Genomic DNA, 23,646 nt, shown 5'->3' with positions numbered 1-23,646 from the left:
ATTTTATAGTAAAATTTTGCAAACCAGTGTATTTTTATCACGCATTTATAAATAAAATGTAGATGCATTAATGGTCATGCAATTTTCTTACAGACAAAAGCATAGACATTAATAATATATATATATTCACGCAGAAATGCATATACGGGCAATCTCCGTTATGCCTTGAAATAAAGCGGACGATATAATAATTTTCATAAAAAAGTATTCTTCGATTAAACCAAAAGCTGTTTTATCAGTCTTATTATTGTAAACGGATTAAGACTGCTGCTCTAAACGGCGTAAGGTACCAACCGCACAGAGTCAGTTGTATTCCAATAAATCAGAATAATAAACTTAAAAGTAGAAACTTATGAAAAAAATTATTATGTCTCTGGCCATAGCATTCATGGCAATAATGCCTACAATGGCACAGAACAACAAAGTTGAGAAGAAACAGCTTACACCGGAAGAGAGATTTGAGCGCAAGGCTAATGCTCTGTCTGACAAGATGATGCTTGACGACGCCGCAAAGGCAAAGTTCGTACCGATGTATACAGAATACCTAAAGGAGCTTAAAGATGTATGCCCCAATAAAGAGGTTGCCAAGAAGCCTTGCTCAGAACTTACGGAAAAAGAAATTAGCGAACGTATAGAAAAGCGCTTTGATGCAAAGCAGAAACGCCTTGACGTTGAAAAGAAATATTATAAGAAATTTAAGACAGTGCTGAACGCACGCCAGTTGCAGCAGGTGTTCTGTAAAAACGGAAAAGGCAAACGTGCCTGCGCAAAATTCTCACCCCGTATGAACTGTAAAAACAACAAAGCATTCAAGCGCGGCCCACAAAATATGCGTCAGTGCAAAGGCGTATGCCCGGGCAATCAGGCAAACTGCGCCGGCAAGGAATGTAATAACAAAGAATGTCCCAATAATAAATAACATTGTTGTATAATTCCCCTCATATTTTTATGTCTTAATAATTTATAAGGCTTAAAATATGAGGGATTTCTGTTTCCATAAGTCACATCTGCCTATGCCATAAGATTATGCTGCATCTAAGATGTCTTGCATCATCAGATGCTTCTGTATTATTCCGGCGTATCTAAGCCACAGGCACTCTTACAAATTTGCGTTTAAGCCTTATTGCCTACACTGTCTTTTGATTTATATTCATTATTACAGAAAAAAAGACAAAAAAGAAGGAAAACCAGACTACCGACTGATAATTTTTTATACCTTTGCAGTATAACATAATCGCAGACAACACCTTATGGACTATTCTATATACAGTTTTTCATTATGCATAGCCCTGCCGTTGATGATATTCTTCGGCTTTTATTTTTTATTGGCGCACACGCCCGACAAGGCTATCTTCAGCAATTATATACGTTCACGGCGCATCATGGGCATAGCCATGCTGCTGCTCGCCGCCAACTATTCGGTACATTTCTTTTACGGCATAAGGTTTAAGAATGTCAATGCCGCCATACTGATGAACCTCTCAACCTATTTTCTGTGCTACTGGCTCTTCAGTTCGGCACTCACAACTCTGCTCGACCGCTTCTACATCACACGCCGCCGACTGCTCACCCACATCTGTCTCTGGCTGCTGTTCTCCGTGCTTTCGGCCATTGTTCTGCTTATGCTGTCCGAGGGCATAGCCCAAAAGACCGGACTGCTTATCATGGCCACATGGCTCGTGATCTACGGCTTGACTCTTGCCCGAAGGCTCGTCCTGGCATACCGCAGGGCGGTAAAGATTTTCGACGACACTCATTCCGACAACATCGGGGCCTACATACGCTGGCTCTCCGTCTTCACCTATTGGGCCGTCGTGTTTGGCGTTGGCTGCGGCCTGCTCACGTTCCTGCCCGACAAATACATCTATGTGTGGATACTTTCGTCGATACCTTTCTACATTTACCTGTTCCACTGTTACCATAACTACATGCTCTTCTATGAGAAGGTTGAGAATGTCATGGAGAGCGAGATTGCTTCTGAAGACGACATCCTGTGCGATGCCGACGCCGGTGAAATCTGCAGCGACGACTTGCCTACATGCCATACCGATATTGCAGATAATATAAAGAAATGGATTGAAAATGAAGGCTATCTCATACAGGGACTTACGATAAAGGAACTTGCCGAAACCCTACACACCAACCGCACCTATCTCTCTGTCTATATCAACACATCGCTCAACACAACCTTCCGCGACTGGATAACGCAACTGCGCATAGACTATGCAAAGCAAAGAATGGCCAACCATCCCGACCAAAAGATCACCGAGATAGCCGAAGCCTCAGGCTTCCTCTCGCAGAGCCACTTTATGAAGACTTTTAAAGACAAAGAAGGATGCTCACCAGCAAAATGGAGAAAGACCAAGAATAATTCATAATTCACAATTATTTCCAATCACCACAAGTAGCATATCCGCCAGAGCATTAGCCTTATTGCTTCTCTGAAACAATTCTCCCTACAAGCGGCATATACCAACAAGACTAATGTGCCGGCTGATTTGCACGAGTTGTTGAGCGTAGCGAAAAATCTGCCGGAATTAAGTATAAGGATTTTTCAATCCGCTTGCTTCCTATTTTTTTGATTAATAGGTATGAGTTTCGGATTACAGAAACTTATGGCAGCTATACAAAACAAATCCACCTAATTAGTGGACTATTGCAAATAATTTACTATCTTTGCCACGTGAACAATATGGGAAGAAATGGAGATACATTTTGATAAAGACTATTTGCGCCAGTTGTACGAAAAAGGTAAGACCACCGACAAAAAGCACCGATTTCAACCACATATCATAACACGCTACCAGTTACGCATTAAAGTGCTGGAATTGGCAGAGAGTGTTGAAGAACTTTACGCAATCAACTCGCTTCACTATGAAGTACTGAAAGGCGATAAAGCAGGCATCTCCTCAATTCGTGTGAACGACCAGTACCGTATAGAGTTCACTGTAGAACAAGTATCATCGGAAACGGTGGTTACTATTTGCAATATACTGGAATTGTAGAACCATTATAAATAATATGATTATGGTAAAACACATCTGTCAACGCCCCATACATCCGGGCGAACTCCTTAAGGAAGAAACTGAAGAGCGCAAACTGTCACAGCGCAAGCTGGCAGAACAGATGGGCATTTCATACAAAATGCTGAACGACATACTTAACTGTCGCCGTCCTGTCACGGCCCAGACGGCCATGCTGTTTGAAGCAGCATTGGGCATCAGTGCTTCGCTACTGATGAAAATGCAGATCGACTGCAGTATGAGGCAGGCCGCCGAAACCCCGTCGTTCATGGAGCGGCTCAAGCAGGTGCGCAAACACGCCGCCATGCTTTAGACTGCTTACATGCCTAAATCTTCCCGTCTCGCCATATTCCACAAAATGAATATGCCGGGACGGGAAATTTTATTGTGCCGGCTTATTAGCAATGGAATAGAATATAAGGATTTTTCAATCCGCTTGCTTCCTATTTTTTATTAATAGGTATGAATTTCGGATCACAGATCCTTATACTTTATGCTGTCGGATAGCATATCCGCCAGAACATTAGCCTTGTTGCTTCTCTACAATTCTTATATTTATTGTGCCGACGGATATGTAGCAACAAAGCTAATGTGCCGGCTGATTTGCAATCTGCCGGAATTAAGTATAAGGATTTTTCAATCCGCTTGCTTCCTATTTTTTTGATTAAATAGGTATGAGTCTCGGATCGCAAATTAGCTTCGCTGACCGTTGGTTCTGATATTTAATGCTGTCGGATGGCATATCCGCCAGAACATTAGCTTTGTTGTTTCTCTACAATTTTGCCCACACAATTTTTTATAGCTTGTCCGACGGATAAGCCACGCCCCATTCTTTGCGCAGGCTGTCAAGCAGCTCCATAATGCGTAAGGTTTCTGCGTGCGGCATGTCTTCAGGCTCAATCACGCCTTTGCGTATGGCTTCCATGGCGGCATGCACTTCATATTCATAGCCTGTGATTTGTGGCGGGCAGGTGTATATGCCTGTCTGCTTGTGGTTAGTGTCGTAGACAGTTACCGTGTGCGGATTGTTGATGTTGTCGATAACCATATAGCCTTTATCGCCCGACACCACTCCCATGCGGTCGTTGGCACAGCGTGCCGTGGTCTGCATCACGGCCATCTCTCCTTCGGGATAGATAAAGGTCATGCTGTTCTGCAGGTCAACTCCCAGCTCGTTTTTGCTGCAGCATGACATTATGCGCTCAGGCGAATTTCCAAACAGCATGAAGGCAAGGTTGATGGGGTAGACGCCCAGGTCGAGCAGGGCGCCGCCGCACAGTTCCGGTTTCTTTATGCGTTCTTTGTGCTCTATCGGATAGCCAAGGTTGGCTGTCAGCATATACGGACGGCCTATCAGCTCGCCGCTGTGCGCCATCTTTACTATTTCTTTAGAGAACGGCATGTAGCGTGTCCAGATGGCTTCAGCGAGGAACACTTTGCGCTCACGGGCCAGCGCCACCAGTTCTTCAGCCTGCGCCTTGTTGGCTGTAAATGTCTTTTCGCACAGCACGGCCTTGCCATTCAGCAGGCACTGGCGCGCCTGCTCATAATGATGCGAATGTGGTGTGGCAATATAAATCAGGTCAACCTGCTCATCCTGTATCAGTTCGTCGTAAGAGCCATAAGCCTTTTCTGCGCCCCATTTGTCTTGAAACTCCCTGGCCTTTTCAATGCTGCGCGATGCTATGGCATAAAGATGTGCTTCCGGCATGCGCCCTACAGTTTCGGCCATTGATGCCGCAATGCTGCCGGCGCCGATAATGCCTACACGAAATATTTGTTCCATATATATACTTGTCTTAAAGTGATGTTGATTAATCGTAAATGCTTGTAATTTAGATGATTGTCGAAAATTTGCCGTGTCCTTATAATGATAAAGAATAAAGAACTGCGAACAACAGTCGCTCTGATTACCGAAAGCAAAGTTATACAATTATTTTGTATTACAGATAGTTTGACTGTTCCGATTTTTCAATTCCGCAATTTTTTGATGCAGATGCCGGCGTAAATTTTACGCCTAAAGAACATTAGCCTTGTTGCTTCTTACAATTCTCGGTATGTATCAACAAGACTAATGTGCCGGCTGATTTGCACGAGTTGTTGAGCGTAGCGAAAAATCTGCCGGAATTGAATATAAGGATTTTTCAATCCGCTTGCTTCCTATTTTTTTGATTAATAGGTATGAGTCTCGGATCACAAATTAGCTTCGCTGACCGTTGGTTCTGATACTTTATGCTGTCGGATGGCATATCCGCCAGAACATTAGTCTTGTTGCTTCTCTACAAAGAATTTCCAACCACAAAGAACATTAGCCTTGTTGCTTTTATGCTACGTGATAAAAAGTAAAAAGTCAGGACAAAAATTTTTTTCAATCTGGAAAACTAATTCGTAACGGATGTTAATTTTAGACGCTTGTAGACCATATGATATTAACATTCGTTTGCTTTTATACGCTGTTTCATTCAGAATAACGCCTGTTTTTATGCTCTAAAGCGTTGCTTTTTGTCGTGCAAATGGCACGTTTCCGAATCGTAAACGGCCCACTTTTGGATGAAAAGTGGCCGAGTAATATTTTTTAACCATTGCCATTTTGTTCTGTAATCTTGGTAAAAGCCGATATATCAATACTTTACCAAAAATGTCGATTTTGTGCAATTTTTCGCACCAAACCGCGGTTTCGTGATGAGCATGGCAATTCTGGAGAGGTTAAGTTTTAGGAGTTAAAGTAGTTAGAGTAGTTAAAGTAGTTAAAGTCAAATGCATTGTAGCCTAAAAAACGGATATGTACCAACAAAGCTAATGTGCCGGCTGATTTGTAATTGTCGTGCAAGCGAGAGCAGAAGCAAATTATATTTGGTTATGCCGAGCGCAGCCGACAATCAATAAAATTAATCTGCCGGAATTAAGTATAAGGATTTTCAATCCGCTTGCTTCCTATTTATGATTTATAGGTATGTTTTTCGGATCGCAGATCCTGATATTTTTTGCTGTCGGATAGCATATCCGCCAGAACAATAGCCTTGCTGTTTCTTTACAATTCTGCAGCAACAAGACTATTGTGCCGGCTGATTTGTAATTGTCGTGCAAGCGAGAGCAGAAGCAAATTATATTTGGTTATGCCGAGCGCAGCCGACAATCAATAAAATTAATCTGCCGGAATTGAATATAAGGATTTTCAATCCGCTTGCTTCCTATTGCTGATTTATATGTATGTTTTTCGGATCGCAGATCCTGATACTTTTTGCTGTCGGATAGCATATCCGACAGAACAATAGCTTTGTTGCTTCCTACAAGCGGCATAATACCAACAAGACTAATGTGCCGGCTGATTTGTAATCCCCCGTGCCGACGGATATGTAGCAACGACGCTATTGTGCCTTCTCCCGTGCCGACGGATATGTACCAACAAGACTAATGTACCGGCTGATTTGCAATCTGCCGGAATTGAGTATAAGGATTTTCAATCCGATTACTTCCTATTTTTTGATTTATAGGTGTGTTTTTCGGATTGCAGATCCTTATATTTTTTGCTGTCGGATTGCAAATCCGACAGAACAATAGCCTTGCTGTTTCTTTACAATTCTGTACCAACAAGACTAATGTGCCGGCTGATTTGCAATTGTCGTGCAGCGAGAGCAGAAGCAAATTATATTTTGGTTATGCCGAGCGCAGCCGACAATCAATAAAATTAATCTGCCGGAATATAATATAAGGATTTTTTCAATCCGCTATGCTGCCGGCGCTTTATTGTAAAAAAAGCATTTGGCTTTAACTCCTTTAACTACTCTAACTTCTTTAACTCCTTAATAAATAACTCCTAATAAATATCCTTTTGCCATTTCGTCAGAAAATCTTATCTTTGCAACAGACAACACGGTGCGGGTATGGATTGTTGTTGCAGAGACGCTGGCGCCGTGTTATTAGGATAAAGTATAAACAAGTATCAGATTATGAAGATTTTTGCCGTAGGAATGAACTATATCCAGCACAATAAAGAGCTGGATGGAACGTTATATAAACCGGAAGAGCCTGTGATATTTACAAAGGCCGACTCAGCTCTGCTAAAAGACAGCAAGCCGTTTTTCCTGCCCGACGAGCTCGGACGCATCGACTATGAGACAGAGCTGGTGGTGCGCATCTGCCGCCTGGGCAAGAGCATACCGCAGCGCTTCGCCCACAGATACTACGACGCCGTAACCGTGGGCATCGATTTCACCGCCCGCGACCTGCAGAACAAGCTGCGCGCCGAAGGCAAGCCGTGGGATTTGTGCAAGGGCTTCGACGGCTCGGCTGCAATAGGCGAATGGGTGAGCATAGAGAAGTTTCGCGACATACAGGCAATACATTTCCGCCTCGACATCAACGGCAACACCGTTCAGGAAGGCTGCTCGAGCGACATGCTCTTCAAGGTAGACGAGATTATAGCCTACATAAGTCAATGGTTCACGCTGAAGACCGGCGACATCCTTTATACGGGCACTCCGGCCGGAGTGGGCCCCGTTCATATTGATGACCACCTTACGGGCTGGCTTGAAGACCGCAAGGTATTGGAGTTTAACGTTAAATGACAAAGAGAAAAATATTATTGTCGGTTATCGCGCTGCTCTGCTGCTGCAACATCATGGGCAGCAGTGTGCAGAAGTTTTTTAACCTCACTGCCGACGAGGTTAAGATAGACAGCGTGCTGCCGCGCTTTGCCTGTTCGCTGCCGCTCGGCGGCGCATGGGCCGACTCTGTATATACGGTAAAGATTGAATATCCCGAATTTTACGACATGAGCGACGGCGACGTAGAGCGCTGCCTGAAGATTGCCGGCGACAACATGCCCGAAATGCCGGAGCTGGAGGTCAACGTGGTTACGGAGCGCAAGCGCGGACGCATCGAGGTGTCGTTTGTGCCGGTGGTAAAGCGCGGGGGCAAGTGGCAGAAGCTGGTGAGCTTTATGATAGACGTTGAGGCTAAGCCTAAGAACGCTGCCCTCAGGACAGCCTCGAGAGCCGAAGCCGTAAGTCCTGCCGGCCGCTATGCCGCCAAGTCGGTGCTGGCCGAAGGCCGCTGGGCAAAGATACGCGTGCCCTCTACGGGCATATATCAGATAACCGACGCGCTGATACGCCGCGCCGGATTCAGCGACATGAGCCGCGTAAAGGTGTATGGCTACGGCGGCGCGCTGCAGAACGAAAGTCTCGAAGCCGACGACCTGATAAAGTATGACGACCTGAAGGAGGTGCCCACATGCTATGTTGACGGCCGCAGGCTGTTCCATGCGCAGGGACCGGTGTCGTGGAGCAGCAACACAACAACCACGCGCACCCGCAATCCTTACTCCGACTACGGCTACTACTTCCTTACCGAGAGCGACGGCGAGCCGCTCACCGTTGACAGCACAGCCTTTGTAGACTCGTTCTATCCCTCTGCCGACGACTATCACTTCCTGCACGAGATAGACAATTATGCATGGTATCAGGGCGGACGCAACCTTTATGAGAACACGCCGATAAGCGCAGGAACGTCGAAGACATATATCCTGGAGAACTCTTCGCCGTGTCAGGGCATACGTAAGGTCTATGCCAGCGTCACCGCAGGACAGGCCACCACGGTGCAGATAAAGATTAACGGGTCAGACACGCGCACGTTCAGCATGACATTCGGCGAATATGACCACGGCAAGTCGGTCAACATGACCTACAGCAACGCCTACGCGTCGCCGTCGGACACGGTTACGATAACCACCGTATCGGGCGGTCCGGCAAGGCTCGACTATATCAGCGTAACGCAGGACGAGCCGCGCCCGTGCCCCACGTTGAGCGGACGTGAGTTCAGCGTGCCCGAATATGTGTATAACATAACCAACCAGAACCATCATGCCGACGAGGCTGCCGACATGATAATCATAGTGCCCACCTCTGCCGCTCTTACGGCTCAGGCGCAGCGCATAAAGGAACTGCACGAGGAGAAAGACGGCATGAGAGTGCGCATAGTGCCGGCCGACGAACTGTATAACGAATTTTCGAGCGGTACGCCCGACGCCAACGCATACCGCCGCTATCTGAAGATGCTCTACGACCGCGCCGAGACAGAGGCCGACATGCCGTCGCACCTGCTGCTGTTTGGCGACTGCGTGTGGGACAACCGCATGAACACGCAAGAGTGTTCGAGTCTCAGTCAGGACGATTTCCTGCTGTGTCATGAGAGCGAAAACTCATTCAGCGCCACCGACTGCTACGTTGACGACGGATTCTTCTGCCTGTTAGACGACGGCGAGGGCGGCAATCCGAAGACCGACAAGCTCGACATGGCTGTGGGACGCTTCCCCGTGCGCACCGCAGAAGAAGCGAAGATAATGGTTGACAAGACCATAAGCTACGCCGAAAACAAAAATGCCGGCAGCTGGCAGAACGTGATGATGTTTATGGGCGACGACGGCAACAACAACCAGCACATGAGCGATGCCGACGAAATGGCAAAGGTGGTTGAGGGCATCAATCCCGCCATTCAGGTAAAGCGCGTCATGTGGGACGCATACACCTGCGTAACAACGTCTACCGGAAACACATATCCCGACGTGACCAAGATAATAAAGCAGCAGCAAAGCGCCGGCGCGCTGATAATGAACTACAGCGGACACGGACGTGCCGACCAGATATCGCACGAGCGTGTGCTCACGCTGACCGACTTTTCCGGCTTCAGCAACGCCAACCTGCCGCTGTGGATAACGGCGTCGTGCGACATCATGCCCTTCGACTCGCAGCAGCAGAACATCGGCGAGACGGCGGTGCTCAACAGCAACGGTGGTGCGGTGGCATTCTACGGAACAACGAGAACGGTGTGGGTAGACCGCAACAGGGCTATCAACCGTGCCTACCTTAAGGCCCTGCTCACCCCGCAGAACGGCACCTATGTCACTATAGGCGAGGCGCAGCGCCTGGCCAAGAACGACCTTATAGAGTCGGGCGCCGACAAGACGGAGAACAAGCTGCAATATTCGCTGCTGGGCGACCCCGCCCTGAAGCTCAACCTGCCGCAGATGAGAGTGGTGGTAGACAGCATCAACGGCGTGCCCCTGGCTTCTGCCGAGACTCTGCCTCAGCTCAAGGCAGGCTCCGTGGCCACAGTGAAAGGACACATAGAGGGAGCGTCGGGCAGCATTGACGAGGCCTTCAGAGGCGTGGCCACGCTGACCGTGAGAGACGCCGAGAAGCTCGTTGTGTGCAAGCTTAACAACACGTCGAGCGAGGGAGCAAGCACTCCGTTTGAATATTACGACCGCTCAAACACCCTGTTCAACGGCACCGACAGCGTGAGGGCAGGCAAGTTCAGCATGTTGTTTGCCGTGGGCAAGGACATCGACTACAGCGACGAGAGCGGACTGATAAACGTGTTTGCAATAAACGGCGACACGGGCGATGCCGTGAACGGCTACAGCGAAGACTTCATCGTGGGCGGAACAGGCTCGCTCGACAACGACGGCATAGGCCCGTCTGTCTACTGCTATCTTAACTCTCCGACCTTTGTCAACGGCGGCAACGTAAATCCAACGCCTTATTTCGTGGCCGAGATAACCGACAAAGACGGAATAAACACCACTGGCAGCGGCATAGGCCACGACCTTATGCTGACCATAGACGGCGATGCCGACAAGACATACGTGCTGAACGACAACTTCAGCTACGACTTCGGCAGCTACACCAGCGGCTCTACATACTACAGCATACCGGAGCTTGAGCCGGGCATGCACACGCTCAGGTTTAAGGCATGGGACATAATGAACAACCTGACCACCACCGAACTTACGTTCAACGTGGTGAGCGGTCTGCGCCCCGGTCTGATAGACATCAACTGCACGGCCAACCCCGCCAGAACGTCGACAACGTTTATCATCAACCACGACCGCGCCGGAAGCAACCTTGACGTGGAGATTGAGGTGTTCGACATGAGCGGCCGTCCTCTGTGGAAACACAAGGAGAGCGGTGTGTCGGCAAACAACAACTATACCGTAGACTGGGACCTGACAGGCAGCAACGGCGGTAAGCTGCAGACAGGCGTCTATATCTACCGCGTGAAGATTGGCGGCAGCGGCAGCGACATGGTGTCGAAGGCAAAGAAGCTGATTATCATATCGCGCTGACACGGCAGCCGCACCGGTGACGCGCCATGTCTGACGCTGCATGGCGGCAGCCGGAACAATAAGGCATGGCGGCGCTAAATGTGGCATTAATGACCGCACTACACAATAAAATGAGAGAAAAGCGGTTATTATATCAAGGCGCATGTCGCTTCTGCGCATGACAAAAGTTTTTTAGTTGCATAATCATTACAGAAAAAGAAATAAAGACAAAGAATGAAGAATAGTCAAAGAATATTGTTGACATTGATGCTTGCTGTGGCCTCGGCCGGAGCCTTTGCTCAGGACAAGCTGGACATGTTTAATCCGGTTAACACCTCAGTAACTTCACAGATGATAGCCCCCGACGCACGTGCCGCCGGTATGGGTGATGTCGGTGTGGCTACCGACCCTGATGTCAACTCGCAATATTGGAACCCTGCCAAGTATCCTTTCTGTATAAGCCGTGCAGGAGTGTCGCTCAACTATACGCCGTGGCTGCGTCAGCTCGTAAGCGACATGGACCTTGCTTATCTGTCAGGATATTACCGCATTGGCGACTACAGTGCCGTGTCGGCATCGTTGAGATATTTCTCGCTGGGTGAGGTTATGACCAACTATGACAGCACGACAGGCGAGAGCAACGGCATGACGATTAACCCTTATGAAATGTCGTTCGACGTGGCTTACTCGCTTATGCTGAGCGAGAAGTTCTCTTTGGCTGCTGCCGTAAGATGGATCTACTCAGACCTTACATACGACTACACGGACGATACGTCGCCTGGTAGTGCGTTTGCAGCCGACATTGCCTGCTACTATAACGACTATATAAACATTGGCGCGCGCGAGTGTCAGCTCGGCATCGGACTCAACATAAGCAATATCGGTAGCAAAATTACGTTCGGAGGTGATGACAACAGCGAGTTTATACCGACGAACATGCGTCTTGGTCTTGCCCTGATGGTGCCCATCGACGAGTTTAACAGATTCACCATAGCTGCAGATGCCAACAAGCTCCTTGTGCCTACATATCCTAAGCAGGAGGAAGGCGAGTCGACAGAAGACTATCAGCAGCGCGTTCAGAAAGAATATTACGACGTGTCGAGCATATCAGGTATATTCAAGAGCTTCGGCGATGCTCCCGGCGGATTCAAGGAAGAGCTGCAGGAGATAAACTGGAGTGTAGGTGCTGAGTATGTGTATAACGACAAGTTTACGCTGAGAGCCGGTTATCACCATGAGTCGGAGAACAAGGGTAACCGTAAATACTTCACCGTAGGTGCCGGTTTCCGCATGAGCGCCTTTTCGCTCGACTGCGGTTATGTAATCGCAACGGCAAAGAGCAACCCGCTCGACCAGACACTGCGTTTCACTCTCGGATTCGACATGGACGGCATAAAGGACCTGTTCCGCAGATAAACCGAAGGGAGCCGGAAAAACAAGAAGTCGCATGAGCCAGAAATACCGCGCCCATGCGACTTCTTGTTTTACATTATCATATTGAATAGCAAAACAGAATTAAAATAAACGATTATGAAGATTAGAACCGGATTTGGATTTGACGTTCACAGACTTGTTGAGGGCCGTGACCTATGGCTCGGAGGAATAAAGATAGAGCACAGCATGGGACTGCTGGGACACAGCGATGCCGACGTGCTTATACACGCTATATGCGACGCGCTGCTCGGTGCTGCCAATATGCGTGATATAGGCTATCATTTTCCTGATACATCGGCCGACACGCTCAACATAGACAGCAAGGTGCTGCTGCGCAAGACCGTTGAACTTATTGCCGGCAAAGGATATGTGGTAGGCAACATAGACGCCACAGTGTGTGCCGAGCGCCCTAAGATCAATCCGCATGTGCCGGCCATAAAGGCATGCCTTGCAGAAGTTATAGGCACCGATGAGGACAACATATCCATAAAGGCTACTACAACCGAGAAACTTGGATTTACGGGTCGTGAAGAGGGCATAAGCGCTTATGCCGTGGTGCTGATAGAACGCAAGGACGACTGATCATAGCAAATCTGTTATTGGAATTCGGTCAGTAGTTCGGCAGCATTGAATATAATAATTGCGGAGAAACAGCAAGGCTAATGTTCTGTCGGATCTGCACGTATTGTTGAGCGCAGCGAAAAATTCGACAGCATTGAATATAAGGATCTTTGATCCGAGATTAATACCTATAAATTATACATAGGAAGCCATCGGATTGAAATTTCGGCAGCATCGAATATCAGGATCTGCGATCCGCACTCCTACCTATAATAAATTATACATAGGAAGCATTTGGATTGAAATTTCGGCAGCATTGAATATAAGAATTGTAGAGAAACAGCAAGACTAATGTTCTGTCGGATCTGCGATCCGACAGTATCGAATATCAGGATCTTTGATCCGCAACTTCTACCTATAAATTATACATAGGAAGCAAGCAGATTGAAATTAGCTTCGCTGATTGTTGATTCCTTATACTTATATTATGGCAGATTAATTCCATTGATTGTCGTGCAAGCGAAAGCATAACCAAATATAATTTGCTTCTGCTCTCGTTTGCACGATAATTGTAAATCAACCGGCACATCTGGTAAGAGATGCCCGAAGGGCTATATTTCAGTAACCGTGGGTGGCACACCCACGGATGCATAAACATGGGAAATCACCCGAAGTGGTGATACTTGTTATAAAAAACACTCACTTAGAAAACATGTTTTAAAGTAGCACCTCTTCGGGTGCATGCTTATCTTAGCAGAACAACCGGGCGTGGCTTCGCTGAGCTTCGCCACACCCGGTTACAAAAGTGTAGCCCTACGGGCTGTCTGAATTTGTGCGCTATTGTTTATGTCGTAGTCTCTTTTTGCTGCACATCACGTAGCACAAAAAAACGCCTATATAAAGCAAGAATACGGACTGAAGGCATGAATGTACGGAATAGACAAAAACGGTCTAATGACTGACTGAAGCTATGTCTGTTTGGAACTTTTGTGAGTATAAAAAACACGCTGCAACTTTCAGCAAGCTGCAGCGTATTAAAAATATGTTTAACTAAAAAACCTTTTTCGATTCGAAAGGGAACCTCACGGCCTCCTTTGTCATCCTAAATAATCATGAAAACTTTACCTTAAACTAATACTATTTACTAACCTAAACAATTTATTAACCTTTTGATGCTGCAAAGATACGGCGAAAAACGTTATCTGTCAATACTTGCACGTGTCTTTTTGCAATCAAAGACGCTTTTCTTGACGCAAATCAATAAATTGTGTGCGATAACAGCATATAAACAGCCGTTAAATTTGGTAGAATAAGTATTTTATTTTAATTTTGTGTTTGCAATAAAAAACATAAACATTTTGAACAATGCGGGTGCTAATCGTAAATACAAGCGAGAAGACCGGAGGCGCCGCCGTGGCTGCCAACCGGCTAATGGAGGCTCTTAACAATAATGGCGTTAAGGCTAAGATGCTGGTGCGCGACAAGGAGACTTCGGACATCACGGTGGTGGAGCTGCCTAAAGGTATATGGCAGCGGTGGAACTTCCTGTGGGAGCGATGGTGCATTTTCTGTCATATGCACTTTTCACGGAAGCATCTCTTTGAGGTTGACATAGCAAATGCCGGCACTGACATAACTCGCATGCGCGAGTTTAAGGAGGCCGACGTGATACATCTGAGCTGGATAAACCAGGGCATGCTCTCTATAAAGGATATACGCAAGATTATCGACAGCGGAAAGCCTGTAGTGTGGACAATGCACGACTTCTGGCCGGCTACGGGTATATGTCACTACACCCGCAAATGTAACTATTATAAGACCACGGGATGTCATAACTGTCAGTATCTGCCCGGCGGAGGCTCGGCCAACGACCTCTCGGCAAAGATATGGAGGCGCAAGGCCAAGGTGTGGTCGTCGCGCAACATATTCTTCGTTACGTGCAGCAAATGGCTGTGTTCAGCCGTGCGCGGCAGCAGGCTGCTGACGGGAAAGCAGGTGGTCAGCATACCTAACCCAATAGATACGCGCGAATATAAGCCGGCTGACAAGCGCGAGGCACGCATGCGTCTGTCGCTGCCTATTGACAGACGTCTTATTCTGGTCGTATCACAGCGCATAACAGACAAGCGCAAGGGTATGGACTATATGGTGCGTGCCTGCGAGATTATGGCAGAGCGTTGCCCTGAGATGAAGGAAAACACGAACATAGTTATCCTTGGAGGCCACTCGGAAGACTATGCCGACAAGCTGGCTTTTCCGGTGTGTCCGCTCGGCTATGTCAGCGACCAACGGAAGATTATAGATGTGTATAACGCGGCCGACTTGTTTGTGCTGCCTTCGCTTGAAGATAATCTGCCTAACACTATAATGGAGGCTATGGCCTGCGGCGTGCCGTGCGTAGGATTTAAGTCGGGCGGCATCCCGGAGATGATAGATCACCGCAAGAATGGGTATGTGGCTGAATACAAGAGTGCCGAAGATCTGGCTGAAGGCATGCGCTGGGTGCTCTCTGAAGCCGACTATGACGAGCTGAGCGACAATGCGGTGAAAAAGGTTTCAATAAGCTATTCGCAGCAGAGCGTGGCGATGAAGTATATCGAGGTTTATAACCAGGCCAGGGCTTACAGGCATTACAGATTATGATAAAGTTTACGATTGTAACAATTACGTATAATGCGGCCGATGTATTTATGCGCACGGCTGACAGCGTTGCGAGGCAGACTTATGCGGCAGTGGAGCATCTTATTATAGACGGGGCTTCGTCTGACGGCACGCAGAATATGGCAGAAGAATATAAAAAGGCTTCAAATGCAGCCTGCAACGGCCATGAGGTGAGGATCGTTTCCGAACCTGACAAGGGACTGTATGACGCCATGAACAAGGGGCGCCGGCTGGCTACGGGCGATTATGTGTGTTTCCTCAATGCCGGAGACTTCTTCCCGTCGGCCGATACGTTGGATGTTATTGCTGCCAACGCACGTCTTGAAGAGTGCAGCAGCGAAGGAAAACCGCTGCCGGGAGTGCTGTATGGTGATACCGACTGGGTGGATAATGACGGCAACTATATGAGTCGGCGCAGGCTTACACCGCCAGAAAAACTCACGTGGCGCTCTTTCCGTCATGGCATGCTTGTGTGCCATCAGGCTTTTTATGCGCGCACTGATTTGGCGCAGAAGGTTCCTTACGACTTGCGTTATCGTTTTTCGGCAGATGTTGACTGGTGTATAAGAATTATGAAAGAAGCAGAGAAAGAGTCGCTGCCACTGGTGAACGTTCATGCCACCATTGCCGACTATCAGCGTGAGGGGCAGTCGACAAAGAACCACAGGGCCTCGCTTCTTGAACGTTTTGATGTTATGAGCCGTCATTACGGACTTTTTACCACTATCGTTATGCATGCCTGGTTTGTCATACGTGCGGTGATAAAAAAATAAGAATCAGAAATATCAGTTATAAATTACGCCCAAATCGGTCATGCTGATTTGGGCGTATTGTTTTATATAGAAAGTATTGCTGTCTTATATCGGAAGTGCTGCCGTCTGCTTTTTCGCAGGCATGGCGGCTGTATCAGGAAAATGCAGATTCAGACAGGCGGCAGAAACAGGTATGTCTGGCAGAAAACATAACCCTCAGTCGGTCATTAGACCGCACATAGCTTTATCAATTTTGTGTATTCATGCTTTCAGCCCGCCTGATGACCGATTGGAATAAAAAAGCGGTTGCCAGCATAATGCTGACAGCCGCTTGACATTTATAGACATTAACAATTATGAGTATCTTAAGATCTGTCCGGGACGTATGCGCATCTTCTTTGTTATGTGGTTAAGCTTGCAGAGCTCCTCGATAGTTGTGTTGCGCTTCTTTGCGATGCTCGACAGAGTCTCTCCGCGTTTAACCTTATGATAGCGTATGTCGCCGCTGTCGTTGTTTCTGCTTCTCTTGTCAGACGATGAACTGTTCTCTGCTGATGCATATTCGTTGTCGTCTTTTCCTCTTTCCTTGTTTGCAAGTCTTGAGTCGTTGTTATAAGTGTCGCGGCGGAACATATATGTATCGCCTGTTACGTCCTGGTTCTTGAAGTCGAACATGAGTGCCGGGTTGAGGGCTACGCCGCAGAGACGTGTCTCAAAGTGGAGGTGAGAACCTGTGCTTCGTCCGGTGTTTCCGCCAAGTCCGATGGGCTCTCCGGCTTTTACAGTCTGGTTTTCTTCAACCAGGTGCTTAGACATGTGTCCGTATATAGTCTCAAGTCCGTTATAGTGGCGTATAACCACATAGTTGCCATATCCGTTGGCTTCGTATCTTACTATTCTTACTTTTCCGCTGAATGCGGCACGTATTGTGTCGCCGATATAAACCTTCACGTCGATACCTTTGTGCATGCGGCCCCAGCGACGTCCGAAGTTAGACGTTATGACTTTGCTTGTCGTAGGCATGCAGAAGTGCTTGAGGTTAATAAGAAAAGAATCGGGAAGGGTTGTGGCGCGGTGAGCATATTTGTTGCTCCATTCCTTGTAAAGCTGTGCTGAAGGGGAGCCGGTCTGTTCTCTCTGTATTATGTTTTTAAGGGCTAAAGTGTCAACCGCCTTCATCTTTCTGTCGATAGGTGCCTGGCGGGCCAGCAGATCCTGGGCTGATGCCGTTACTGCCGTAAGGGTAAATAATGCCGTAAATGCTAATGTCTTTATTGTTCTTTTTATTAAATACATAATTTATTGTTCTTGGTTAAGATAAAAGTGCGGAGGCTGCCGCGGGCGATAGTCAGAAAAAATCAACAGATAAAAATTTTCCGGCCTATCATAAAAACCTTTGCAAAGATAATAAAAAAGTGTGATAGTTGTTTTCCGGTTTAACAACTTTATGGACACTTTAACAAACTGGCATGCAAGGTGTCCCTAATTTAACTAATACTAACTGGTTGATATTCATATTGTTAGCATTTTAGTTAAAATACCTATGAAATGGCAGACCAGTTTATGTTTGTTTTGCGCAGTGAGTCAAGCCTTTTCCATAGCATGGCATATTCCTGCTTCTGACACATGGGGTCTTTGTCAATTATTTTCTGTGCCTCGTCGCGTGCCAGCTGCACCAGCTGACCGTCGCGCGCAATGTCGGCTATCTTGAGGTCGAAGGCCATTCCGCTTTGCTGTGTGCCTTCAAGGTCTCCGGGGCCACGCAGCTTCAGGTCGGCTTCTGCAATCCTGAACCCGTCGTTGGTGTCGCACATTATGTCTATTCGCTTGCGTGTCTCTTCGCTTAACTTGCGCTTGCTTACAAGTATGCAGTATGACTGGTCGGCTCCTCGTCCTACACGGCCGCGCAGCTGATGCAACTGTGACAGGCCGAAGCGTTCGGCGTTGAGTATTACCATCACTGATGCATTCGGCACATTTACGCCTACCTCAATTACGGTGGTGGCCACGAGTATCTGGGTCTCGCCGGACACGAAGTGCTTCATCTCCTCTTCTTTTTCAGCCGGCTTCATCTTGCCGTGAACCTTGCTCAGCCTGAATTCGGGAAACGCTTCTTTGAGTCCTTCAAATCCGTCTTCAAGATTCTTGAGGTCTATCTTCTCGCTTTCTTTTATCAGCGGGAACACGATATATACCTGACGCCCTTCGTTGATCTGTTTCCTTATTCCGTTATACAGACTTGTTGTCTGGTCGTCATATTTATGTATTGTCACTACAGGCTTGCGTCCCGGCGGCAGTTCGTCTATGACGCTCACGTCCAGGTCGCCGTATATGGTCATTGCCAGCGTTCGCGGAATAGGCGTGGCTGTCATGACCAGCACGTGCGGCGGGTTGTCGCTCTTGTTCCATAGCCGTGCCCTCTGTGCCACTCCGAATCTGTGCTGTTCGTCTACGACTACAAAGCCAAGGCGTGCAAACTGCACGGTGTCTTCGATGACGGCATGGGTGCCCACCAGTATGTTTACGCTTCCGTTGGCCAGTCCTTCCAGCACGGCCTTGCGCCTCTTGCCTTTCACCATGCCGGTCAGCAGTTCTACGTTTACGTCCATTCCGCCGAGCATTCCCTGTATTGTGGCAAGGTGCTGTTCCGCCAGAATTTCTGTCGGGGCCATTATGCAGGCTTGAAAGCCGTTGTCTATGGCGATGAGCATGGACATCAGTGCCACGAGCGTTTTGCCGCTGCCCACGTCGCCCTGCAGCAGACGGTTCATCTGCTGTCCCGAGCCCATGTCTTTCCTTATTTCCTTAATGACACGTTTCTGTGCGCCTGTGAGCGGAAAAGGAAGGTTGTTGAAGTAAAAGTCGTTGAACGTCTTGCCTACACGGCTGAATATATAGCCGCGATATTTGCGCCTGTGGTCGCTTGCGTATCGCAGAATGTTGAGCTGAACATAGAAAAGCTCTTCGAACTTCAGACGGTAGCGGGCCTTGCTCATGTCGTCGGGCGTTTTGGGGTTGTGTATTTTTCTGAACGCCTCGTCCCTTGATATCATGTTCAGCGGCTTGGTTATGAAGTCGGGCAGGGTTTCCCTGAGCGGTTCTTTCATGTTGTCGAGCATGCTTTTTATGAGCTTTTCGATGGCTCTCGACGTCATGCCCGTCTTCTTCATGTTTTCCGTAGTTACATAATACGGCTGCAGTCCCATCTGTGATAGCTGCATTTCTGATGCCGGATCAATGTCGGGATGTGCAAACTGGTAGCGCCCGTTGAACACGGTAGGTCTGCCGAATATTATGTAGTCGGTAGAAAGTTTATAGTGGCTGATGATGTATTTTGCTCCCGAAAACCACACGATGTCTGCCACTCCGGTTCCGTCTGACACATGTGCCACTACCCTTGTGCGGTGGAACCCCATCTCGAAAGTCTCAAAACTCAGTATTCTTGCATGTATCTGAACGAAGGGCATGTCGCCCGAAAGCTCGTTTATGCGGTATATGCGGCTGCGGTCGACATATTTGTAGGGGTAATATTCAAGCAGTTCCTTATAGGTGCTGATGCCCAGTTCCTTACTGAGCAGAGTCTTGCGCCTTGGGCCTACGCCCGGAAGATACTGTATGTCCTGGTCTAATATGTCGAGCATTGTCGCGTTTTGAGAGATGTTTCAGATTAGATGAAAATATTATGTCAGCAAATTATCTACGCCAGCACCCTTGCTATAAGCAGGTCGAACGGAGTGGTTATCTTTATGTTCTCGCGGTTGCCCTCTATGAGCGTCGGACTTTGCCCGATGCTTTCTGCCACAGAGGCGTCGTCGGTAAAGTCTTCACGGTAGGGTTGCTTGTATGCCTCCTTCAGCAGCTGTATGTCAAAGGTCTGCGGCGTCTGGACAAGGCGATACTCCTGTCTTGGCACGGTGGTGCTCTTGTTTTCGGCGTTGAGATGTATCAGGGTTTCTACTACGGGCGTAACCGGCACCACGGCCTTGCGTGTTCTTGCTGTTTCATAGCAGTTGGATATCACCTCAATCGACGGGAACGGGCGCACACCATCGTGTATGCCTACCACTCCGGTTTCGTCGTCGGGTATACATGCCAGTCCGTTTCTGACAGAGTGGAAGCGTGTCTCACCTCCGTCTGCTATCTGATATTCAGCAGCGAAGTGATATTTCTTGCACAGTTCGTGCCAATATTCCTGTTGTTCCTTAGGCAGCACAAGTATTATTTTCAGCGTGGTGCTGTATTCTTTGAATCTTTTTATTGTGTGCATAAGGACAGGAAATCCGTTGACAGGCAAGAATTGCTTTGGTATGTCAGAGCCCATCCTCAATCCTTTGCCTCCGGCAACGATTACAACATAGTCCATAATATTCTTCTTGTGATTCTTCTTGTTTTGTCTTATTGTCAGTAAGTTTTCTATGTGTGTATGGGCGTGCAGCTGTGCCCATGCAGGCTATATCTTCAGATGCAGGCCAGATGTATGTGTTCCGCATCATGCATACACGCCGCCACGGGGGCTAATCCGTGCTTATATATTCATCAGCCCGAATACAAGTCTTGCTGCCGTATCCGGGCTGATGAGCCGGTTGTTGTTATTTCATCATGAGATGCTTGAACATCATGCCTTCGGCCACGCTGTCGGCTGTCTTATGGTCGGTAAGAGCCTCGAGCAGTGTGTAGGCATAGGGCAGGGTGGCTGCCGGACCTTCTCCGGTAGTGATGTTGCCGTCTACGGTGCACAGTTCATGTGTGTATTCTGCTTCATCAAGATATTTCTCGAATCCGGGATAACATGTGGCACGCTTGCCCCTCAGCAGACCAATTCCGCCAAGCACCATAGGTGCGGCACATATTGCACCGATCATCTTGCCCTTGCGGTTCTGCTCTATGAGAGACTTCTTTACTCCAACATGCTCGTTGAGGTTGGTTGCTCCCGGCAGTCCGCCCGGCAGCATGAGCAGGTCGGCGTCGCTGAGGTCAGCCTCTTCAAACAGCAGGTCGGCAGTGATTTTCACTCCGTGTGCCGATTCAACTTCCTTTGCGCCTGTAACGCTCACGGTTTTAAACTCAACGCCTGCGCGGCGCATAATATCTAATGGTATGAGGGCTTCAATCTCTTCGAAGCCTGTAGCCAGGAATTCATAAACTTTAGCCATGTGGTTTTCTGAATTTTAAGGTTTAAACGTTTATTTGTATAATGATGGCATAGCCTTATTTCAGGCAAGCCAGATATCTCTTTATCGTGTCTTCAAGACCGAAATACAGCGCATCGCATATCAGTGCGTGACCTATGCTGACTTCGTCGAGCCATGGAATGTTCTGATGGAAATAGGTCAGGTTCTGCAGACTGAGGTCGTGTCCTGCGTTGAGGCCAAGCCCCACTTCTCTTGCCACTTCTGCCGCCTCTATGAACGGCTTTATCGCCTCTTCGCGGTTGGCCTCATAGCCTGCTGCGTATGGCTCAGTGTAAAGCTCTATTCTGTCGGTGCCGCACATACGTGCCGCTTCAACCATCTTAGGCTCGGCATCGACGAATATCGACGTCCTGATGCCTGCCTCCTTAAACTGTCCTATCACGTCGGTCAGAAAGCCCTTGTTGGCCACTGTGTCCCATCCGTGGTTGCTCGTTATCTGGTTGTCAGCATCGGGCACAAGTGTTACCTGGGTGGGCTTCACCTCGAGCACCAGCTTAATATATTTGTCAATTGGGTTGCCCTCTATGTTAAACTCTGTGGTTATCAGTGGTTTGATGTCTCTTACGTCCTGGTATCTGATGTGTCTTTCGTCAGGACGTGGATGCACGGTGATGCCTTGCGCGCCAAACTTTTCACAATCAACGGCCACTTTCAGCACGTCGGGATTGTTGCCTCCGCGTGCGTTGCGTATTGTAGCCACCTTGTTGATGTTTACGCTTAATTTCGTCATTTTTTACAAATTTATTTAGTTAGCAGTATCTGTTATTCCGCAAAATGATGTAATTTTGCATATGACAAGCCTTGTGCAGGCGGCTTTCTGGCTGTTGTCATACGGGGCTTGTGACATCTTTGCAGATAAGTTTATTCATTGGCAAAGTTACTAAATGTTTGTCATTTTTCTGCATCCTGTACTAAAAAAGAAATTTAAAAGCTTAAAATTATGGGGTCGCGCAAGTTTAAATTCGCACTATTTGGAAATATCTATCAGGCAAAGAAGTCGGCTAACATCCGGGATATAATGTCGTATCTCACGCGCCGCGGCGCTGAAGTGTGCGTTGAAAAACTTTTTTACGACTTTCTTGTAAGCACCGGACGACTGTCGCCAGGCTCCGTTGAAGTGTTTGAGGGAGGCAACTTCATGGCTGATTTCGTCATATCTATGGGCGGCGACGGCACGCTGTTGCGTGCGGCGGGGCTCGTAGGCAGCAAGAATATACCAATACTTGGAGTCAATATGGGCCGGCTCGGATTCCTGGCAGACATCGTGCCTACCGAAGCCGAGAGCGCGCTCGACTCGCTCTATCGCGGCGACTATACGCTGGAGAACCATTCGGTAATATGCGTTGAGGCCGACGGCAAGCCTCTGCCGGGTGTGAGCCATGCGCTCAACGACATAGCCGTGCTGAAGCGCGACAATGCCTCGATGATATCAATACGCACAAGCATCAACGGTGAGTATCTCGTTACATATCAGGCCGACGGACTCATTGTCAGCACTCCTACAGGCTCAACGGCCTATTCGCTGTCGAATGGCGGACCTATCATCGTGCCGCAGACGGGCATCCTGTGCCTTACGCCGGTGGCTCCGCACAGCCTGAACATCAGGCCGATGGTGATTTCAGACGACTCTGAAATAACTCTCACCGTGGAGAGCCGTAACCATAACTTCCTCATTGCCGTCGACGGACAGTCGGCAAAGTGCAGCGAGAAGACACGGCTCACCATACGCAAGGCACCATACAACATAAAAATCGTGAAGCGCAGCAGTCAGAAATACTTCTCCACTTTGCGCCAGAAGATGATGTGGGGAGCCGATACGCGCGGCTGACAACATCTCCGCACCAGTATGCTGACATCTGCCTTGCTTTCCGGCGTGGTGTCTGCGACATACCCGGAAGCACCTTTAGCAGAAGCTT

17 protein-coding genes are annotated in these 23,646 nt (G+C 48.1%); 11 read left to right on the top strand and 6 right to left on the bottom strand.

The features are described 5' to 3' along the window. Positions 1-352: 352 nt before the first annotated feature. The 4 genes from QVO66_RS10975 to QVO66_RS10960 all read left to right on the top strand — a co-directional run bounded on the left by QVO66_RS10975 (position 353) and on the right by QVO66_RS10960 (position 3,336). Positions 353-919: a hypothetical protein gene (locus tag QVO66_RS10975; RefSeq protein WP_021855546.1), complete on the top strand. Its 567-nt coding sequence runs from the start codon at positions 353-355 to the stop codon at positions 917-919. A gap of 331 nt (positions 920-1,250) precedes the next feature. Next, on the top strand, positions 1,251-2,378 hold the full coding sequence (locus tag QVO66_RS10970) for a helix-turn-helix domain-containing protein (protein ID WP_021855545.1): 1,128 nt from the start codon (positions 1,251-1,253) through the stop codon (positions 2,376-2,378). 324 nt (positions 2,379-2,702) lie between these two features. Next, positions 2,703-3,005: a type II toxin-antitoxin system RelE/ParE family toxin gene (locus tag QVO66_RS10965; protein ID WP_021855544.1), complete on the top strand. Its 303-nt coding sequence runs from the start codon at positions 2,703-2,705 to the stop codon at positions 3,003-3,005. Positions 3,006-3,027: 22 nt separating this feature from the next. After that, entirely contained in the window at positions 3,028-3,336 is a 309-nt protein-coding gene (locus QVO66_RS10960) for a HigA family addiction module antitoxin (protein WP_021855543.1), read from the top strand. A gap of 483 nt (positions 3,337-3,819) precedes the next feature. On the opposite strand, the gene QVO66_RS10955 is transcribed toward QVO66_RS10960, so the two are convergent. Further along, positions 3,820-4,809 (bottom strand): Gfo/Idh/MocA family protein, encoded by a 990-nt coding sequence (locus tag QVO66_RS10955; RefSeq protein WP_021855542.1) that lies wholly within the window; start codon positions 4,807-4,809, stop codon positions 3,820-3,822. Positions 4,810-6,973: 2,164 nt separating this feature from the next. On the opposite strand from QVO66_RS10955, the gene QVO66_RS10950 reads away from it, so the two are divergent. The 6 genes from QVO66_RS10950 (at position 6,974) to QVO66_RS10925 (ending at position 16,559) form a co-directional block, all read left to right on the top strand. Then, complete coding sequence (locus tag QVO66_RS10950) at positions 6,974-7,591, top strand: fumarylacetoacetate hydrolase family protein (RefSeq protein ID WP_021855541.1); 618 nt, start codon at positions 6,974-6,976, stop codon at positions 7,589-7,591. Then, a complete protein-coding gene (gene porU / locus QVO66_RS10945; RefSeq protein WP_021855540.1) occupies positions 7,588-11,151 on the top strand; it encodes a type IX secretion system sortase PorU in 3,564 nt (1,187 codons plus the stop codon). The genes QVO66_RS10950 and porU overlap by 4 nt, the downstream gene beginning before the upstream one ends. A 213-nt stretch (positions 11,152-11,364) precedes the next feature. Then, positions 11,365-12,546 carry a type IX secretion system outer membrane channel protein PorV gene (porV, locus tag QVO66_RS10940; protein ID WP_021855539.1) on the top strand — a complete coding sequence of 394 codons (1,182 nt, stop codon included), beginning with the start codon at positions 11,365-11,367 and terminating at the stop codon, positions 12,544-12,546. A gap of 114 nt (positions 12,547-12,660) precedes the next feature. Further along, the gene (gene ispF / locus QVO66_RS10935; RefSeq protein WP_021855538.1) at positions 12,661-13,146 is read left to right on the top strand and encodes a 2-C-methyl-D-erythritol 2,4-cyclodiphosphate synthase; all 486 of its coding nucleotides are present in this window, start codon (positions 12,661-12,663) and stop codon (positions 13,144-13,146) included. A gap of 1,344 nt (positions 13,147-14,490) precedes the next feature. Further along, the gene (locus tag QVO66_RS10930) at positions 14,491-15,768 is read left to right on the top strand and encodes a glycosyltransferase family 4 protein (protein WP_021855536.1); all 1,278 of its coding nucleotides are present in this window, start codon (positions 14,491-14,493) and stop codon (positions 15,766-15,768) included. Further along, complete coding sequence (locus QVO66_RS10925; RefSeq protein WP_021855535.1) at positions 15,765-16,559, top strand: glycosyltransferase family 2 protein; 795 nt, start codon at positions 15,765-15,767, stop codon at positions 16,557-16,559. Before QVO66_RS10930 ends, QVO66_RS10925 begins: the two co-directional genes overlap by 4 nt. A gap of 333 nt (positions 16,560-16,892) precedes the next feature. On the opposite strand, the gene QVO66_RS10920 is transcribed toward QVO66_RS10925, so the two are convergent. From QVO66_RS10920 to QVO66_RS10900, 5 genes are all read right to left on the bottom strand, one after another. Next, on the bottom strand, positions 16,893-17,834 hold the full coding sequence (locus QVO66_RS10920; RefSeq protein ID WP_021855534.1) for a peptidoglycan DD-metalloendopeptidase family protein: 942 nt from the start codon (positions 17,832-17,834) through the stop codon (positions 16,893-16,895). A 245-nt stretch (positions 17,835-18,079) separates the two neighbouring features. After that, positions 18,080-20,179: an ATP-dependent DNA helicase RecG gene (gene recG / locus QVO66_RS10915; RefSeq protein ID WP_021855533.1), complete on the bottom strand. Its 2,100-nt coding sequence runs from the start codon at positions 20,177-20,179 to the stop codon at positions 18,080-18,082. 56 nt (positions 20,180-20,235) lie between these two features. Further along, positions 20,236-20,901 carry a 2-C-methyl-D-erythritol 4-phosphate cytidylyltransferase gene (locus QVO66_RS10910; protein ID WP_021855532.1) on the bottom strand — a complete coding sequence of 222 codons (666 nt, stop codon included), beginning with the start codon at positions 20,899-20,901 and terminating at the stop codon, positions 20,236-20,238. A gap of 226 nt (positions 20,902-21,127) precedes the next feature. Continuing rightward, positions 21,128-21,691: a DJ-1 family glyoxalase III gene (locus QVO66_RS10905; RefSeq protein WP_021855531.1), complete on the bottom strand. Its 564-nt coding sequence runs from the start codon at positions 21,689-21,691 to the stop codon at positions 21,128-21,130. Between the two features lie 55 nt (positions 21,692-21,746). Beyond that, the gene (locus QVO66_RS10900; protein ID WP_021855530.1) at positions 21,747-22,460 is read right to left on the bottom strand and encodes a pyridoxine 5'-phosphate synthase; all 714 of its coding nucleotides are present in this window, start codon (positions 22,458-22,460) and stop codon (positions 21,747-21,749) included. A 210-nt stretch (positions 22,461-22,670) separates the two neighbouring features. On the opposite strand from QVO66_RS10900, the gene QVO66_RS10895 reads away from it, so the two are divergent. After that, positions 22,671-23,558 (top strand): NAD kinase, encoded by an 888-nt coding sequence (locus QVO66_RS10895; protein WP_021855529.1) that lies wholly within the window; start codon positions 22,671-22,673, stop codon positions 23,556-23,558. The last annotated feature ends 88 nt before the right edge of the window (positions 23,559-23,646 follow it).

It is taken from the genome of Prevotella sp. CAG:255 (assembly GCF_000431195.1).
GTDB classification, from domain to species: domain Bacteria; phylum Bacteroidota; class Bacteroidia; order Bacteroidales; family Bacteroidaceae; genus Prevotella; species Prevotella rara.
This window is presented reverse-complemented; position numbering and strand designations above follow the sequence as displayed.

Excerpts from the sequence above, each read along its gene's own strand:
- porV (WP_021855539.1), top strand. The coding sequence starts at position 11,365 with ATGAAGAATAGTCAAAGAATATTGTTGACATTGATGCTTGCTGTGGCC.
- QVO66_RS10970 (WP_021855545.1), top strand. The coding sequence starts at position 1,251 with ATGGACTATTCTATATACAGTTTTTCATTATGCATAGCCCTGCCGTTG.
- QVO66_RS10965 (WP_021855544.1), top strand. The coding sequence starts at position 2,703 with ATGGAGATACATTTTGATAAAGACTATTTGCGCCAGTTGTACGAAAAA.
- QVO66_RS10920 (WP_021855534.1), bottom strand. The coding sequence starts at position 17,834 with ATGTATTTAATAAAAAGAACAATAAAGACATTAGCATTTACGGCATTA.
- QVO66_RS10955 (WP_021855542.1), bottom strand. The coding sequence starts at position 4,809 with ATGGAACAAATATTTCGTGTAGGCATTATCGGCGCCGGCAGCATTGCG.
- recG (WP_021855533.1), bottom strand. The coding sequence starts at position 20,179 with ATGCTCGACATATTAGACCAGGACATACAGTATCTTCCGGGCGTAGGC.
- QVO66_RS10895 (WP_021855529.1), top strand. The coding sequence starts at position 22,671 with ATGGGGTCGCGCAAGTTTAAATTCGCACTATTTGGAAATATCTATCAG.
- QVO66_RS10905 (WP_021855531.1), bottom strand. The coding sequence starts at position 21,691 with ATGGCTAAAGTTTATGAATTCCTGGCTACAGGCTTCGAAGAGATTGAA.
- QVO66_RS10900 (WP_021855530.1), bottom strand. The coding sequence starts at position 22,460 with ATGACGAAATTAAGCGTAAACATCAACAAGGTGGCTACAATACGCAAC.
- porU (WP_021855540.1), top strand. The coding sequence starts at position 7,588 with ATGACAAAGAGAAAAATATTATTGTCGGTTATCGCGCTGCTCTGCTGC.
- ispF (WP_021855538.1), top strand. The coding sequence starts at position 12,661 with ATGAAGATTAGAACCGGATTTGGATTTGACGTTCACAGACTTGTTGAG.
- QVO66_RS10925 (WP_021855535.1), top strand. The coding sequence starts at position 15,765 with ATGATAAAGTTTACGATTGTAACAATTACGTATAATGCGGCCGATGTA.
- QVO66_RS10960 (WP_021855543.1), top strand. The coding sequence starts at position 3,028 with ATGGTAAAACACATCTGTCAACGCCCCATACATCCGGGCGAACTCCTT.
- QVO66_RS10950 (WP_021855541.1), top strand. The coding sequence starts at position 6,974 with ATGAAGATTTTTGCCGTAGGAATGAACTATATCCAGCACAATAAAGAG.
- QVO66_RS10975 (WP_021855546.1), top strand. The coding sequence starts at position 353 with ATGAAAAAAATTATTATGTCTCTGGCCATAGCATTCATGGCAATAATG.
- QVO66_RS10930 (WP_021855536.1), top strand. The coding sequence starts at position 14,491 with ATGCGGGTGCTAATCGTAAATACAAGCGAGAAGACCGGAGGCGCCGCC.
- QVO66_RS10910 (WP_021855532.1), bottom strand. The coding sequence starts at position 20,901 with ATGGACTATGTTGTAATCGTTGCCGGAGGCAAAGGATTGAGGATGGGC.